Source organism: Nocardia sp. NPDC050408 (assembly GCF_044458905.1).
GTDB lineage: Bacteria > Actinomycetota > Actinomycetes > Mycobacteriales > Mycobacteriaceae > Nocardia.
In genome coordinates, this window is sequence record NZ_JBITIL010000011.1 from 163570 (window position 1) to 179085 (window position 15516).

The 15516-nt window shown below is 65.9% G+C and carries 16 protein-coding genes; 8 read left to right on the forward strand and 8 right to left on the reverse strand.

Annotated elements, in window-relative coordinates; all coding sequences use genetic code 11:
* Positions 1 to 25: 25 nt before the first annotated feature.
* The 3 genes from ACIBJI_RS27940 to ACIBJI_RS27950 are packed head-to-tail and all read right to left on the reverse strand — an operon-like array spanning position 26 to position 2050.
* Positions 26 to 688: a histidine phosphatase family protein gene (locus tag ACIBJI_RS27940; protein WP_397086615.1), complete on the reverse strand. Its 663-nt coding sequence runs from the start codon at positions 686 to 688 to the stop codon at positions 26 to 28.
* Positions 685 to 1599: a prephenate dehydratase gene (pheA, locus tag ACIBJI_RS27945; protein ID WP_364351008.1), complete on the reverse strand. Its 915-nt coding sequence runs from the start codon at positions 1597 to 1599 to the stop codon at positions 685 to 687. The genes ACIBJI_RS27940 and pheA overlap by 4 nt, the downstream gene beginning before the upstream one ends.
* A 10-nt stretch (positions 1600 to 1609) precedes the next feature.
* Entirely contained in the window at positions 1610 to 2050 is a 441-nt protein-coding gene (locus ACIBJI_RS27950) for a hypothetical protein (RefSeq protein WP_396958446.1), read from the reverse strand.
* A 609-nt stretch (positions 2051 to 2659) separates the two neighbouring features.
* Between ACIBJI_RS27950 and ACIBJI_RS27955 the strand changes: the two genes are divergently transcribed.
* The 5 genes from ACIBJI_RS27955 (at position 2660) to ACIBJI_RS27975 (ending at position 7479) form a co-directional block, all read left to right on the forward strand.
* Positions 2660 to 3421: a DUF2470 domain-containing protein gene (locus tag ACIBJI_RS27955; RefSeq protein ID WP_364351002.1), complete on the forward strand. Its 762-nt coding sequence runs from the start codon at positions 2660 to 2662 to the stop codon at positions 3419 to 3421.
* A gap of 603 nt (positions 3422 to 4024) precedes the next feature.
* On the forward strand, positions 4025 to 4813 hold the full coding sequence (locus ACIBJI_RS27960; RefSeq protein WP_364350999.1) for a CPBP family intramembrane glutamic endopeptidase: 789 nt from the start codon (positions 4025 to 4027) through the stop codon (positions 4811 to 4813).
* Positions 4814 to 4923: 110 nt separating this feature from the next.
* Positions 4924 to 6300 (forward strand): LCP family protein, encoded by a 1377-nt coding sequence (locus ACIBJI_RS27965; protein ID WP_397086618.1) that lies wholly within the window; start codon positions 4924 to 4926, stop codon positions 6298 to 6300.
* Positions 6301 to 6310: 10 nt separating this feature from the next.
* Positions 6311 to 6859 (forward strand): ferritin, encoded by a 549-nt coding sequence (locus tag ACIBJI_RS27970; RefSeq protein ID WP_396958449.1) that lies wholly within the window; start codon positions 6311 to 6313, stop codon positions 6857 to 6859.
* Between the two features lie 71 nt (positions 6860 to 6930).
* Positions 6931 to 7479, forward strand: a complete 549-nt coding sequence (locus tag ACIBJI_RS27975; protein WP_364350990.1) for a ferritin — start codon at positions 6931 to 6933, stop codon at positions 7477 to 7479.
* A gap of 281 nt (positions 7480 to 7760) precedes the next feature.
* On the opposite strand, the gene ACIBJI_RS27980 is transcribed toward ACIBJI_RS27975, so the two are convergent.
* The 4 genes from ACIBJI_RS27980 to ACIBJI_RS27995 all read right to left on the reverse strand — a co-directional run bounded on the left by ACIBJI_RS27980 (position 7761) and on the right by ACIBJI_RS27995 (position 11195).
* Complete coding sequence (locus ACIBJI_RS27980; protein WP_364350987.1) at positions 7761 to 8681, reverse strand: DUF5926 family protein; 921 nt, start codon at positions 8679 to 8681, stop codon at positions 7761 to 7763.
* A gap of 174 nt (positions 8682 to 8855) precedes the next feature.
* Positions 8856 to 9623, reverse strand: a complete 768-nt coding sequence (locus tag ACIBJI_RS27985) for a glycerophosphodiester phosphodiesterase (protein ID WP_364350984.1) — start codon at positions 9621 to 9623, stop codon at positions 8856 to 8858.
* On the reverse strand, positions 9620 to 10654 hold the full coding sequence (locus ACIBJI_RS27990; protein WP_396958451.1) for a DUF4328 domain-containing protein: 1035 nt from the start codon (positions 10652 to 10654) through the stop codon (positions 9620 to 9622). The genes ACIBJI_RS27985 and ACIBJI_RS27990 overlap by 4 nt, the downstream gene beginning before the upstream one ends.
* A gap of 169 nt (positions 10655 to 10823) precedes the next feature.
* A complete protein-coding gene (locus ACIBJI_RS27995) occupies positions 10824 to 11195 on the reverse strand; it encodes a rhodanese-like domain-containing protein (RefSeq protein ID WP_364350978.1) in 372 nt (123 codons plus the stop codon).
* A 529-nt stretch (positions 11196 to 11724) separates the two neighbouring features.
* Here ACIBJI_RS27995 and ACIBJI_RS28000 point away from each other — a divergent pair.
* The gene (locus ACIBJI_RS28000) at positions 11725 to 12336 is read left to right on the forward strand and encodes a hypothetical protein (protein ID WP_364350975.1); all 612 of its coding nucleotides are present in this window, start codon (positions 11725 to 11727) and stop codon (positions 12334 to 12336) included.
* 47 nt (positions 12337 to 12383) lie between these two features.
* Here the strand turns inward: ACIBJI_RS28000 and msrA are convergent, their stop codons facing one another.
* Positions 12384 to 13091 (reverse strand): peptide-methionine (S)-S-oxide reductase MsrA, encoded by a 708-nt coding sequence (msrA, locus tag ACIBJI_RS28005; protein ID WP_364351148.1) that lies wholly within the window; start codon positions 13089 to 13091, stop codon positions 12384 to 12386.
* Between the two features lie 287 nt (positions 13092 to 13378).
* Between msrA and ACIBJI_RS28010 the strand changes: the two genes are divergently transcribed.
* The gene (locus ACIBJI_RS28010; protein WP_040685719.1) at positions 13379 to 14002 is read left to right on the forward strand and encodes a superoxide dismutase; all 624 of its coding nucleotides are present in this window, start codon (positions 13379 to 13381) and stop codon (positions 14000 to 14002) included.
* A 304-nt stretch (positions 14003 to 14306) separates the two neighbouring features.
* Positions 14307 to 14834 (forward strand): peptidase, encoded by a 528-nt coding sequence (locus ACIBJI_RS28015; RefSeq protein ID WP_364350971.1) that lies wholly within the window; start codon positions 14307 to 14309, stop codon positions 14832 to 14834.
* The last annotated feature ends 682 nt before the right edge of the window (positions 14835 to 15516 follow it).

Below are 15516 nucleotides of genomic sequence, written 5' to 3' on the forward strand. Positions count from 1 at the left end.
GGGGAGCATTGTGCCCCAAGGGGATTCAGCCCATGGGATCGTCGGCGGTGGGGGAAACCTCGTAGGCGAAGGGTGGAGTGAAGCGGCCCCAGCGGATGCATTCCCAGCCGCCGACGGGACGGGGGACGAGTTCGATGGTTTCGGTGTTGTCGAGATGGTTATTGGTGGTGAAGGGCGGTGCCACGCCGCTGAGGTTGCGGGAAACCAGGCGCATGGCGGCGCCGTGGCTGACCACCAGGATGTCGCCGTCGCCGCCATTGGCCAGGTATTTGGTGCGCAGGTCCTCGACGACCGGTAGGAAGCGGGCCAGGACGTCGTATCCGGATTCGCCGCCCGGTGGGCGTTCGGCGAGATCGCCTTCGTGCCAGGCTCGGTAGATCCGCTGGAAATACGAATGAGCTGCCTCGGTATTGAGGCCCTCCAGTTCGCCGACCTGCACTTCGTGGATGTCATCGAGCACCTCGACCGGTACGCCGGTCGCCGCCTCGATGTAGCCGGCGGTCTGTCTGGCGCGCAGCGCGGCCGAGCAGAACAGTGCCTTCGGCGGTCTCAGCAGACTCGAGCCGAATGTCTTCGCTTGGGCCGCACCGCGTTCGGTGAGCGGAAGGCCTGGGACACGGGTGTCCAAGATTTTGGCTACGTTGCCTTCGGTCTCGCCGTGGCGAACGAGTACCAGTCTGCCGGTCATAGGTCGGCCACCCCCTTACGCAATTGGGTCAGCCACTCGGCGGCCGGTTCATCCGAGGGCGGTGGGGTTCCAGTCGCCGAGGTCGCGGGCCAGGAACCGAGGAAACGGATCCGCGCCGTGCGGTGCAATGCCTTGAGTGCCTCGGCGACCGCGGTGTCGTCGATATGGCCGACGCAGTCGAGGTAGAAGCGGTAGGTGCCCATACCTGTTCGAGTCGGCCGGGATTCGATTCTGGTGAGATCGATACCGCGGGTGGCGAATTCGGCGAACGCGCGCATGAGTGAGCCCGGTTTGTTGAGCAGCTCGAGCACGATCGAGGTGCGATCCGCCCCGGTTGCGGGCGGCGCGACTCGGGGGCGGGTCACCAGCACGAAGCGGGTGATCGCCTGGTCGTGGTCGGCGACACCCGAAGCCAGTGCCGTCAAACCGAGGCGTTCACCGGCCAGCGCGGTGGAGACCGCGGCGTCGGCGCGACCCGCTGCGACATCCTCGGCGGCAGCCGCATTCGACGCCGAGGTGTACATCTCGACATCCGGCAGCGTGTGCGATACCCACAGCCGCACCTGCGCCCCGGCGACGGGATAGGCGGCCAGGGTGCGAACATCCGCGAACTCCGTCCCTGGCCTGGCCAGAATCGCGAAGCTCACCTCGAGTTCGGTTTCGGCGATAATCTGCAGCCGCGGTCCGATGGCCAGCGAATCAAGGGTCGCCGAAATGGAGCCCTCCACCGAACTCTCGATCGGCACGACGGCACCCTCGACATCACCGGATCGGATCAGGTCCAGCGCCGCACCTTGACTGGGCGCGGCAATCCGCTCGACCGGTCCGTCGAAAGCTTGCGAGGACTCGAGTTCGGCGAGGGCCATCTCGGTAAAGGTTCCGGACGGCCCGAAGTACGCGATTCGCGGCACGGTTACGAGATTACTTGCGTGCGCTGAGGATGCTCAGAGTTCCAGCTAGATCGTCGGGCGCATCGGTTTCGATCGCCAGCAACACGCTGCGCGCCGCCTCAACGGCGGGCGGCTTCAACGAGGTCAGGAAGGTGATATCGGGCTGGGCCAGCGCCGCTCGAATATCCTCACCGCACAGCGCCGCAACCGTTCCCGCGACGATAGCCAGCGCCCGCTTCCCATCGGAGGTCCGCGCAATGAACCCGCCATCCGAGTGCGCGATCTCGACCAGGAATTCGGCGACCTCCCCATCGGTCACATCCGCGTCGAGAATCCGAATATCCGCCGCCGCGGTCCCCACCGCCCGCACCAGCCCGTCATCCAAACTCCGCCGAGCCGCCGACGGCGCCACCAACGAAAGCAACACCGGCTCCCCCGCCACCCCGTGCGCCGCCTGCACTCCATCCGCCATGCCTCCACCGTAGCCACGCCCACCGACGCACCTGGGGCCACCTGCGCACATCCAGCTGCTCGCCACCCGGCCGCCCCTCGACATGTATCGACCTTGCTCGCGCGGGTGGAGTCGCCGTGTGCGGCCCTTCGTCCAGCAGGCCGAAGGTTCTTCTCGTGGAGGGCGATCTCGGACGGCCGGGCGATAGTGAGTTCGGCGCTCACGGTCCAGCCCGGCTGACCGACGCCGACGGAAACGTCACTGCGAATACCGGGGCGTCCGGCTACGGGCTGCCCCATCGAATCGGAGTTGAACCGATGAGGCACCACGACCGTCGACCATCCCATACGCCAGGCCGCCGCTGAACCTCCCGCGGCCGATCGCGAGTTTGCAGAACAGCTGAACCGGGGGCCGTCTCAGCGAAATGACGTCGTCAGCTGAACGCGGACGTGCGGTCTACGCGCTCTCTTCTGCCCGCTCGCGAAGGACTCCCGCAAGGGCTGGGACGCACACCGTCGGTGCGGCGACAGGTCGAGATCGAGGGGGATTCGAGGCTGGAGCGCTTGCGGAAAGCGGGAGCCTGACTTAGCTTAGGGTAACCTAATTACACCGCGTGACTCGGAGGTCTGCATGCTGAAGCCGACTGTTGCACCGTCTACCGCTGAGCGGGTTCGCAGTGCATGTGCCCATGCGGAGCAGGCGGTGTTGGCGATGCCGGGCATCGACCCGACGCCGATTTCGGTGCATCACGTGCGGCAGTGCGGAGATGCGGTGATCGCGGTGTCGACCGCGTCCATGGCGGCGGTATTGGCCGGGAATTCGGGGGAGAGCGGTGCACCGGCGGTGCTGGAGCTCACTGATCACGCGCCACTGCCGCTGCGGGAACCGGTGCGGGCGCTGGTGTGGCTGCGCGGGTCGGTGCGGGCGGTGCCGACACAGGCGCTGCGGGCGCTGGCCTCCGAGGTCGCCAGAGATTATCCGCATCCCGACCTGCTCGATGTCGGCTACAGCTCGACCCTGTTACGCGTGATGATCAACTCCGCGGTGCTGGCCGATTCGACCGGCGCCGAATCCGTCTGCGTCGACGAACTCCGACTGGCCCAACCGGACCCCTTCTGCGCACTGGAATCGGCCTGGCTGCAGCATATGGACACCGACCACGCCGACATCATCGCCCAACTCGCCCGCCACCTCCCGCCCCGCCTGCAGACCGGCGCCGTGCACCCACTGGCCATCGACCGCTACGGCGTGACCCTGCGCATCGAAGGCCACGATGGCGACCACGACTTCCGCCTCCCGTTCAACTCCCCCGCCGACGACATCGAATCCCTCAGCCGCGCTGTACGCACCCTCGCAGGCTGTCCCTTCCTGAACGGCCTGCGCCGAATCTGATGCGGACCGCCGGCCTGCGCCAGGTACCGAAACCCGGTGCACCGCAACCCGCCCCGCAGGTACACCGCAGCGAAGATCACCCGCCTCGACCGTCAGCAGCGACGCACCTCACCGAGCAGACGCGTACCAACCCAACCGGCAGCACCGGACAGGGCCACCATCTCGGGCGGCCACGCTTCGCCGGTGAGGCGAGACCCAGCAAGCGACCCGGTGGCCAGTGCAACCGATCTTGAACCAGCAACGATGCGGTCTGCAACCCGGATTCGCTGCGCCACCCCGAACCGCTGATCGAACACCACCACCATCCCCGACGGCGGCCACAGCGGCCACGCCTCGCCAGTGAGGCGACACCCAGCAAGCGACCCGGTGGCCAGTGCAACCGATCTTGAACCAGCAACAATGCCGTCCGCAACGCGAATTCGTTGCGCCATACCTGTTGGTCGCAGGCTGCGGCGGTGCGGCGACTCCGCGCCCGCCCGGCATGGTGGTGGTGTTCGATCAGCGGATCGGGGGTGACCGCGATCGCGATGACAAAACCACTGATCAACCCGACGCGTCCCGCACAGCACACGCCGGAACGGTGCGGGCAATAGATTCGGACGCATGCGTGCTGAGACCGGTGCCGGGGACGAGCCCGAGCTGACCGATCGGGAGCGGATTGGGATTCGGCTCGAAATCCTGGTCGTGCTGGTGGTGACGTTCGGGCTGAGTGGTTTGAATGCGGCGCTGTCGTTGCTCGAGAGTGCGCTGTCGCCGGGCGGGGTGGGCGGGCAGACGGTCGCGCTGAATCCGACGCGGGCGGCGCAATCGACCATCGACCTGCTGTTCCAGCTGCTCAGTGCCTTGCGGCTGGCCGGGTGGGGGGCGCTCGGGCTGTATCTGTTGTGGCGCAGCGGGAGCGGGCCGCGGATGGTCGGGTTGGCCAGGGTCCGCTGGCGTTCCGATGTGCTGCCGGGGCTGATCCTCGCGGCGATCATCGGGCTGCCCGGGCTCGGGCTGTATTTGACCGCACATGCGCTGGGATTCAGCGTGACGATCGTGCCGAGTTCACTCGGTGACCATTGGTGGCGCTTGCCCGCACTCATTGTTTCCGCCTGTGCGAATGCGGCGGCCGAGGAGCTCCTGGTGGTGGCCTATCTCATTACCCGATTGCGCAGGCTCGGCTGGTCGGAGAACCGGTCGCTGCTGGCCTCGGCACTGCTGCGTGGGAGCTATCACCTGTATCAGGGCTTGGGCGGCGGGCTCGGCAATCTGGCCATGGGGGTGATTTTCGGCCGGTTCTGGCAGCGCACCAACCGGCTGTGGCCGCTGGTGCTGGCCCACGCGACGATCGACGCGGTCGCCTATATCGGCTATACATTGCTACGCGGTCACGTTTCCTGGTTGCCGTAACATCCGCGGGTCCGCGCGACGAATTTATCGACGAGCGCTCACCCCGAGCGCACCCACTTCCGGCCGCTCGTCAAGCCCCCCGACGGCCCTCGAACAGTAGAGTCTGTGTGATGAACGGCGACGACCCCCAGCGCTACGACCGGACGCGCCGGGTGCCGCAACCCTTCGGAAATCCCGGTGCGCCGTCCATGCCGCCGCAGCGGCGCGAACCACATCCGCCGGGTCGTCGCGGACCAGGTCCGGATCCGAGGCATGTCGACCCCACCAAGGTCATCCGCCGCGACGGATCGGATTCCGCACAGCCACTGGCATATTCGCAGGTACCGCCCGAAACGCGAATGCCGCTACGCAGGCCGCCCCATGCGCCGACGCAGCAGCCGCAGCCGTACCGGGAGCCTCGTGGCGTCCCCGGCTATGCGCCGCCCCAGCAGCCGGTTCCTTACCAGGCCCCGCAGAACTTGCGTCCGCGCCGCGAGGTCCCCCCGCCGCCACCCTCCTTGCCGCCGTCGCGCCGGGAACGCGAACCCGGCCCACCGCGCCGCCGTCGCAAACTGCACCTGTTCCGCTGGTTTCTCGTGCTGTTGGTGGTGCTGGTCCTCGCGGTGGTCGGCGCGGTAATCAAACTCGACGGCTCGCTCAATCGGATCGATGCACTCGCAAATTACTCCGACCGCGTCGGCGATACCCCGGGCACGAACTGGCTGCTCGTCGGCTCCGACGGCCGGGCTGGGCTCACTCCCGATCAGGAACAGGAACTCGCCACCGGCGGTGAGGTCGGACCCGAGCGCACCGACACGATCATGCTCGTGCATATCCCGAAGTCGGGTTCGACCACGCTGGTCAGCCTGCCGCGCGACTCGTATGTGGGCATTCCGGGCCACGGCAAGGACAAACTCAACGCCGCCTTCGCCTTCGGCGGTGCGCCGCTGCTGGTGCAGACCGTCGAAACCGCCACCGGCGTGCACATCGATCACTACGTGCAGATCGGGTTCGGCGGCTTCGCGGGCATCGTCGATACCCTCGGCGGCATCGATGTCTGTGTGCCTAAGGCCATCGACGATCCGCTCGCGGGCATCAATTTGGCGGCTGGGTGCCAAACCCTGGACGGTCCGCAGGCCCTGGGCTTCGTTCGCAGCCGTGCGACCGCCCTCGCGGATATCGACCGGATGAACAACCAGCGCCTGTTCATGGCCGCCCTGCTGAAAAAGGCGACCAGCGCGGGCACGCTGGCCAATCCGTTCACGCTGTGGCCGCTCACCAGCGATACCGCGAAATCGTTGAAGGTCGATAAGGGCGATCACATCTGGAATCTGGGCCAGCTCGGCTGGGCGATGCGCGGCGATACCGTGGCGACCACCGTCCCGATCGGCGGCTTCACCGATACCGATAGCGGAAATGTATTGCTGTGGGATAAGCAACGTGCGGGTCAATTCTTCGATGACCTCGCCAAGGACCAACCGATCCCGGACGATCTGCTGACGAGGTAGCGTCGGGCGTATGCCAGATACCGATGCCGACGAGCCGTTCCCGGACCTGCTGCGCGACCAGATCCGTCGTGGCTTCACCGCCTCGCAGCAGTATCTGGCGGCCGCGGTCTACTTCGATTCGAAGCGCCTTCCGCAGTTGGCCGGGCACAGCTACGGCAAGTCCGCCGAGCACCGCTCGCATGCCCTGCGCATGGTGCAGTACCTGCTGGACCGCAATCTGGAAGTGCAGGTCGGCGGCTTGGACGACGTGCGATCCAGTTTCGAATCACCGCGCGGCGCCGTCGTTTTCCTGCTGGAATCCGAGCGCGCCCGCAATGCGCAGATCACCGAGTTGGCCAGCACCGCGCGGGCGGCGGGCGACTACCTCGGCGAGCAGTTCATCCAGTGGTTCCTCAAGGAACAGGTGGAGGACGTCGCCGGGATGACCACCCTGCTGACGGTCATCGACCGTGCCGCGGGCGATCTGTTCGACGTCGAGGACTTCATCTCGCGCGAGCTGCGCACCACACCGCGCGCCGATATTTCCGCCCCGAGAATGGCGGGTGCGGCCAAAAATTAATTAGGCAATACTAGCCTCAATAAGGCTGCACTTGGATGACACGCGGCTTGACCAGCGCTAATGTCGCAACCATGTCCAGCCATCCGGAGTCCCCACGCAGCAAATTCCACGGCCTGCTCCACGATCAGATCCGGCACGAATTCAATGCCGAGCATCAATACATCGCGATCGCGGTCTGGTTCGACAATGCAGATCTGCCGCAGCTGGCCAAGCGTTTCTATGCGCAGGCGGTCGAAGAGCGTAATCACGCGATGATGATCGTGCGGTACTTCTTGGACCGGGATATCAGCGTCGAACTTTCCGGTATCGACGCCGCGAAATCGCATTTCGAGAATGCTCGCGAACCGATCGCACTGGCCCTCGCGCAGGAAAAGAACGTCACCGACCAGATCATCCAGTTGGCGAGCACGGCTCGCGAAGAGGGCGATTACCTGGGCGAACAGTTCATGCAGTGGTTCCTGAAGGAGCAGGTGGAGGAGGTCGCCAATATGACGACCCTGCTCACCATCGCCGATCGCGCCGGGGCGAATCTGTTCGACCTCGAGGATTTCGTCGCTCGGGAAATGAGTGGTCCCAGCGACGCTTCCGGCGCTCCTTCTGCCGCGGGCGGCAGCGTTTAAATTCGCGATTCATCGGGGCCGGCTCGTCGCGACGAGCCGGCCCTGTCGCTATGAATCGAGCGGGGTCGCAACCCCGCGGTCCGCATTACGGTTTATGCGGCACTCAATGAGCTGAGCAGCGTCTTGAGCAGCGTCAGAATGACTTCCATGATGGTCCTACTTTCCTCATCTTTCGGTGAGACTTCGCTCACCACCACCAGCTTTCGGTGATGCAGAGAACCTAACCGAGCAACGATCAGAAAGGAGGATGTTTCACAAAATTCTTCGTGGCTTTTTCGAAATCACCGCAGAGTGATCTGACGCGACCGCAGCCCGTCTCGGGAACGGCGCTCGTCCGCCGAGAGCGGAGCCTCATCGGCCAGCGCTGCCGCCAGGCGCTCCCCGAATTCGATCGCCGGTTTGGTCCACTCGCTGGCGTGCAGTTCCGGATCCAGGTCGAAGACCGGCACCAGCAGGCCGTGCGTGCGGAAGGAGCCCGCGAACCGGGAACCCTCGCCGAGATGCAGTCCGCCCGACGCGTGCAGCCGCGCCAGCGCCAGCATCAGCTCGTCCTCGTTCTCCGGGCGCACCCAGCGCAGATGTGCCTTATCACCGGCATCGACCCACCAGCCCGCACCGATCGAATCGCCGAGATCCAGTCGCGCGGACGGCATTATCGCCTGCTTGGCCTGTTCGATGGTCGCGGCGACCTGCGGATCAGGTTGCACACCCTCGGGGACCCACCAGTCGAAGTCCTGGTGCACGGTCAGTTCCAACTGCGCGTCCGCATCGATCACATCGGCCAAACGCGGTCCGCCCTCGACACTTTCGGCCGCGGTCAGCGATTCGCCGGGTTCGGCGGACTGTGTCCACAGAATCGTCGCCGCGATATCGGCGGCCGGATCCGGACCCTGGAATTGCACCTGCGTGGCGACGTATCCGGTCGGCGGCTCGCCCGCCCGCACCATTCCGGCGACCGCGCCCGGCAATACCGTGGCCAGCACGACGGAACGCTCCGCCGCGATATCGGACGACAGCGGCAGCGTCGCGGTCGCCGACGGCACGAATTCGCGCAGCGCGACCAGATCGCACTCCGCTGCCAGCCCCTCGAACGGACGCGCACCGGACTGCGCCGCCTGCAGTTCCAGAGCCGCCCGCCGCTCGGCGAGACGCTGGGCCCGGTTCCCTCCGGGCTTCGGACTATTGCGCTTGCTTTTACCCACGGCAGGTCAAACTACAGTGGCTGTGTTCGATTTGCCGCGCCTGCCGGCGCGGCGTGTTCGCGGCCCCCTGGCGTCTCGCGAACGGCCACTCGTAAGACTCGCTCCGTCGTGGTCGCCCGAGCGGTTCGTTCGTCCTCGGCTATGCGCTCGCCCAGCGGTGGAAACCGATTCGACTCAGGCAGCCGCGAGCAGGGCCTTCGTGCGGGCCGGGTGGTTGGTGGCTACCCAGCTGACGCCCAGGTCGGCGCACAGGCGCACATCGTCGGGATCGTCCACCGTCCAGCAGTAGGTGGCGCGGCCCGCGGCGGCGGCCTTGTCGACGAGGTCCGGATGGTCGCGCAGAGTTTTCACCGAGGGACCGACGGCGGTGGCGCCGACCGTGGTCGCGGCACTGCCGCCCAGGTAGCGCGATGATTCGCCGAGCAGGACCGTTGGCAGCAGCGGTGCCGAACGCCGGATCCGCCAAACCGCGGTGGCCGCGAACGACATGACGACCGCGCGGGAGTGATCAGCGGAGGCGGGGGTGGCGATGCCGTAGCGCTGGAGTTCGGCGAGCAGCTTGTTCTCCACCAGCGCGCCGTAGCGCACCGGATGTTTGGTCTCGATGAACAGCTTGGTCGGCCTACTGCGCCAATCGAGTACCAGCTCGATCAGCTCGCTGAGGGTCAGTACCGATGCGGGTGCGCCATCGGACCCGAAATCGAGTCCCCCGAGTTCGTCCAGGGTCATTTCGCTGACCAGTCCGGTGCCCGAGGAAGTCCGGTCCACGGTGCGGTCGTGCACGCAGACCAGATGGCCGTCCCTGGTCAGCCGGACATCACACTCCACGCCATCGGCGCCCTCCTGCAGCGCCAGCTCATACGCGGCGAGCGTGTGTTCCGGGCGCGCCGCCGACGCTCCCCGGTGCGCGACGACGAACGGTGCGCGACTGCCCTGGCTCACTTGGCCAAAACCTCCTCATGCTCACGGTGCGGTGTACTTGTTTCGAGCGCGACCGGCTCGGGCTGCTTCGACGCGCCGCCACCGGGCTGCACCGGTTCGATGACGGGCACCGCCGGATCGACGGCGATCACCCACCGGCGCGCGATCCTGGTGCGGCCGAACAGATCACGACCGCTCATCGACCGCTGCACCCAGAGGGTCAGCACCGCGACCCCGGCCGCGACCAGATCGGTGAACCCTGTGAACAGCACACTGTCCGCCTTGGCCTGCAGGGTATCCGCGGTCCGCCACAACAGGGCCGCCACCGTGCAGCCCGCGCCGAGCACCCAGCCCACCCACCAGATGCGCACGGCCCGCAGTGTCCGCGGAGCCGGACGCACAGCGACCGTCTCGGTGAGAAAAACACCGGGCCACAATAGATTCACCCCCGGTATCAGACAGCCGAGCGCGAGCGTCCGGGCCAACCGTGGGTCGCGGCGGCCGACCGCGGCGAAGGCGGCCCGACGCGTTTCGATCAACCAGCCGAGCATCGCGATCGCGGTGATCAACCCGAGTGTGAGCCCGAGCAATGCGGAAAGCCACACCATGGCATCGGAGATGTGTAGCAGCCATGACGGGATCAACCGGGTGCGGTTGCGCAGGAGGATCAGATAGCGCCCGAGTTCGGCGCAGGCGGCGACCGCGAAAACCGCCGCGGTCGCGATGAGTAGCACACCGGCCCGATTGGTCAGCCGGTCCAGCGGACGTTGTGGCGCAGGCGCGGACTCGACCGGCGGATCCAGCAGGCCCCAGCGTGGAATCTGCTGGTAGCGCGGTGTTTCCACCGGTGGTCGCGGCCGACCCGAGCTCAGCTTGCGGCCGCGCTGATCGGGGCGGCGCGCCACCCATCGGTAATTGCGCCGCTCGGCGGGGGCATCGATGGGCGCCGGTGACAACAGCACGCCACGGCAGCGCGGGCACCAGTGCATCGGCGTTGTCTGCACCGCCCAGCGCGCGCCACAGCGCGCACAAGGTTGTACCGCCGTACTCACGGTGTCTCCTTTGCGGCACGCCCGGGCCCTCCGTGGTTACGCAGGCTGCCACCTCCGGGCCTGACGTTCATGCCGCGTGTCTCCTTTGCGGCACGCCCGGGCCCTCCGTGGTTACGCAGGCTGCCACCTCCGGGCCTGACGTTCATGCCGCGTGCCTCGCTCTCTTGCCTCAGTAGATCTTCGCCTGGTGATCGCCGTCGGCAACCAATGGTCGACCCACCCGCTGCCATGCCACCATGCCACCGCTGACATTGACCGCGTCGTATCCGATGTGCGCCAGGTACTTGACCACCTCGATGGATCGGCCGCCCTGTCGGCAGATCACATACAGCTGGGCGTCGTAATCGAGCTCGTCGACCCGGGCGGGCACGTCGGCCATCGGAATGTGGATCGCGCCCGGCGCGTGGCCGAGCTGCCATTCGTCGTCCTCGCGCACGTCGAGCAGAATCGCCGCCGGGGCGTCCGCGGCGACACGGTCGGTCTTATCGAATTCGTCCGGTACGGCTTCCACCGGCACCGACGACACTTCAGGGCTCGTCACGCTTCGATCCTGCCATGGGTGGCGCACCACGGGGCAGTTCCGGCCCCGCTAGGCCGGTGCCCCACGGGTACTTCACGGCCTCGACATCGGCACGTTACCTCGGGTATGTTCTGTGCTTCTGGTTCCCGTCCGATGCCCCGCTCCGGGGCCGCTTGTGCATACCTCGGTCAAAGTTATCCACATAATCCACAACTTGATCCACAGGCCACAGCTATCGAACAGCACACCGATCACAGGCGTTGACTACCAACCAGCTGTCGATCTACAAGGGATAATGCACTGAATCCGGCATCAGGCGGGCGATCCCGGAAGATTGCTGGATCGGGTCGCGGTACGAACGACCGATCCGGGACTCCCCTCCTTGCCATCCCGGAGCGGTCATTCGCCGCTGCTTCGGGATCTGAGGCTGTGCAGGTCCCGATATCTACTTGGACGCCGCCCATCACCGATCGGTTCCAAGAAAAATCGAGAACACCAGCGAATAACTGAAATACCGGGTTCCCGCAGGTGCTGTCGGTAGCCTGGGCGCATGGACGTGAGCAGGGGGCTACTCGACAAAATGGAAACAACATCACTCAACACCGCACTGTCCGAGGCCACATGCCTAGGCGTGCAGGTCGATACCGCGAACGCGCAACTGAGCCTCGACCTGGAGGTATTGACGCTTCCGGCCGAAGGACCCGCGCCCGAGGACTACCGCGTGAAGTTGACCTTCACCGGTGTCAGTCGAGTCGCGGCCTCGCTGCGCGTTCAGGAGTGGGACGATGTGGCGGCCAGGGTGCTGCCGCTACAGCTGGACAATCTGGACGCGGCAATCAGCAGCTTCGGCGGCGGACGACTGCACGGCTGGGAATTCATCGATGTGGACGACAGCAGCTGGGTGCACTGGGGTGAACTACTCAGCTTCGATACCCAGATCGCCTCGCACGCCGCAGCGCACGTACTCGAGTTCTCCCAGGAGGAAGGCATCGACCCGCGCGAACTAGACGTGCGGGTGTGGTTCGACGGCATCACGATTCACGATGCCAAGGGCACCGAAATCCCGCTGAAGGAATTCATCGCGGGCGGGGTGCGCTGGTGGAAGGCGCATGACGAGGGCGACCCGCGGACTATGCGCGCCGGAATCGTGCCGCAGCTGTAAGCATCCGCCAACCGCACACCCGGTCACCGGGTGTGCGGTTGTGTGGTTCAGGCGCCCAGTCCGACCGGACAGCTGACGCCGGTGGCGTGCACCGGGCAATAGCCGCCGGGATTCTTGGCCAGATACTGCTGGTGGTAGCTCTCGGCGTAGAAGAACTCGGGCAGCGCCCGCAGCGGATCCGTGCCGCCCTGTCCCGGCAATTCGGTGATCCCCGTGGTGATCTCGCCGTAGCCCGCCGCGGCCAGCCGTTCGCCGAAGGCCTGCGCGGTGCTGTGTGCGAGCCGCGCCTGCGCCGGGTCGACGGTGAAGATCGCCGAGCGGTACTGGGTGCCGCGATCGTTGCCCTGGCGCATGCCCTGGGTCGGATCGTGGTTCTCCCAGAAATGGCGCAGCACACCGGCGTAGTCGATGACTTTCGGATCGAAGACGATCAGCACGGCTTCGGTATGGCCGGTGCGCCCGCTACAGACCTCTTCATAGGTCGGGTTCCGGGTGTATCCCCCGACGTACCCGACCGCAGTGGTGAAGACACCGTCGAGTTGCCAGAACTCCTGCTCGGCACCCCAGAAACAACCCATGGCCAGCACCGCGACCTGCAGACCTTCCGGAAACGGCGGCTGGATCGGCCGACCGTTCACATAATGGGTACCCGAGACCAGTATCGGGTCGGGACGACCGGGCAGCGCTCGCTCCGGCGTCACCATCTCTGGCTCGGGAAGATGGACCCGTCCGACTAGTTCGTCGTACCAGGACATGGTGCTCATCCGCCTCTCCGCGTATTCAGGCCATACGAGTCGAGTGCCACGTGGCCTGGTCTCAGGTCCTGCGTGCGGTGCCTGGTTGACTTTTAGGCGTACCCGGCGAGTTACCCATGTATTTATGAAATCAGTCGTTCCGTCGAGCGTCCAGCGCGCGGACCGGGAAAGTTACGCGACGGAATGTGGGGGCAAGGAGCGCGGTTGCAAACCAGCGGGTGTACGAATGATGGTTGAGTGTGCTCGAGACGAGGGCACACACGGCCCAGACACTAGGAAGGGACATCGTGGCTGAGTACACGTTGCCAGATCTGGATTACGACTACAGCGCCCTGGAGCCCCATATCTCCGGGCAGATCAACGAGATTCATCATTCCAAGCACCACGCTGCCTATGTCGCCGGCGTCAACACCGCCCTGGAGAAGCTCGAAGCCGCACGCGAGGCGGGCGACCACGGCGCGATCTTCTTGAACGAGAAGAACCTGGCCTTCCACCTGGGCGGCCACGTCAACCACTCGATCTGGTGGAAGAACCTCTCCCCCAACGGTGGCGACAAGCCGGTCGGCGAGCTGGCCGCCGCGATCGACGACCAGTTCGGTTCGTTCGACAAGTTCCGCGCCCAGTTCACCGCCGCGGCCAACGGCCTGCAGGGCTCCGGCTGGGCGGTGCTCGGCTATGACACCCTCGGCCAGAAACTGCTGACCTTCCAGCTCTACGACCAGCAGGCCAATGTGCCGCTCGGCATCATCCCGCTGCTGCAGGTCGACATGTGGGAGCACGCCTTCTACCTGCAGTACAAGAACGTCAAGGCGGACTACGTGACCGCGTTCTGGAACGTCGTCAACTGGGAGGACGTGCAGGAGCGCTTCGCGCGCGCTGTCGGCCAGGCCAAGGGCCTCATCTTCGGCTGAGCTGAGTCCAATTGCGGCGCCTCCGGCGCTGCGTGTTCGCGGCCCCCTTGTGGCTGCGTCCGAGCCGTCGAGACTCGCGACTGCGTCGCATGTGCTTCGACGACTCGGACGCAAGCCGGGCCGCGAACGTCGCATGCTCGATCTCGTTTCGCTCGAAACACCAATGCCCTCGCCTGCGACATGCTTCGTTTTGTCCGCTTAGCACTCTTTGGTACTTGTGTGCCAACTGAGTTGTGGCGCATCCTCGAGAATCCACAGTTCGAGGACGGGCAAAGCCGCCCCCGGTTAGCTCACGGGAGGCATCATGCAAACGAACGGACCCATCGGCATCACGCCGTTCCAGGCCCGCGGATCGCTGCGAGGGTTCGTCATCTCCGGACGCTGGCCCGACACCACCAAGGAATGGGCACAGGTACTTGTGCTCGCCGTGCGGGTCGCCTCGTATCCGGGACTGCTGACCACCTCGACCGTCTTCGGTGTGCGCGAAGAGCTACCGGATGATCCGGCACCGGGCACCGTCGGACTGGTCCTCGCCGAGGGGCCGGTGCTCGGTGATCAGGCGCTCGAGCCCGGCCGGTTCGCCGATCATGTGCCAGCGGCGCTGTTGATGCTGCATCCGCCCTCGGAGACCCGGCCGTCGCTGCCGGAATGCGTCGGAGTGGCGTCGGGTTGCGTGCTCCTGCCGGGCGTCCCGCATCTGGGATTGGAGCATCGGGCAGCCTGGGCCGAGGCCGAATCCGACGGCACCGTCACCTCTTTGGTGAGCCGGGTTGGCCTGGACCCGATCAGCGATCCCGACACCGCCGTACTGGCGATGCTGCTGGCCGCCTGAGCACTCGCAACCGCCGCGTATTCGGTGGCTGCCTCGCACAGGTCGCAGTGCTGCGCCGCTTCCGCCGAAATATCCGAGCTAATGGCCGATTTTGGTACGCAGGAAGTGCCAGAAGACGGCACGCCGATACGACAGCCCGGACTCGACCGCCGATCCGGCAAGCCCGGTGCCGAAGACGCCGAATGTGCGATCGTGCCGTCATAGCGACGGACCAAATCACCTGGCGACGGGCATGATTGCGTCTCAGCCGCCCACAATGGGCACGTGGCCTGCGCTACGGCCAAAAGCCGCGCCAATTCGGTAACTGCCTCCGTGTGCGAGTCACCGACCGATATGCGCTATCCGGTGACCTCATGAAGATTGCCAAGGGCTAGCTCACTTCTGGATAAGCGCGTGCTGCCGGATCTGTCAGGACAGCCGAAACTCGACGGTTGGATCGCCAAACTTATTGTGCGCATTGCGATTTCGATTACAGCGGCTTGGCTCGAGTGCGCTCGCAGGGTACAGTCGATGGCAGCGAAGGGGAGTAGCCCGCAATCGCGCTGTCGACATACTGGCCCGCCGCCTCACGAGGGCGCGGACCCGGTCGCGCGAACCGGCGCAGATCCGGTGGGCGAGACCTTCGGCCGAGACAACTATTTCGTTGTCGGCCGGAGGCGTAATTCGATCTCCGGGCCGGCAG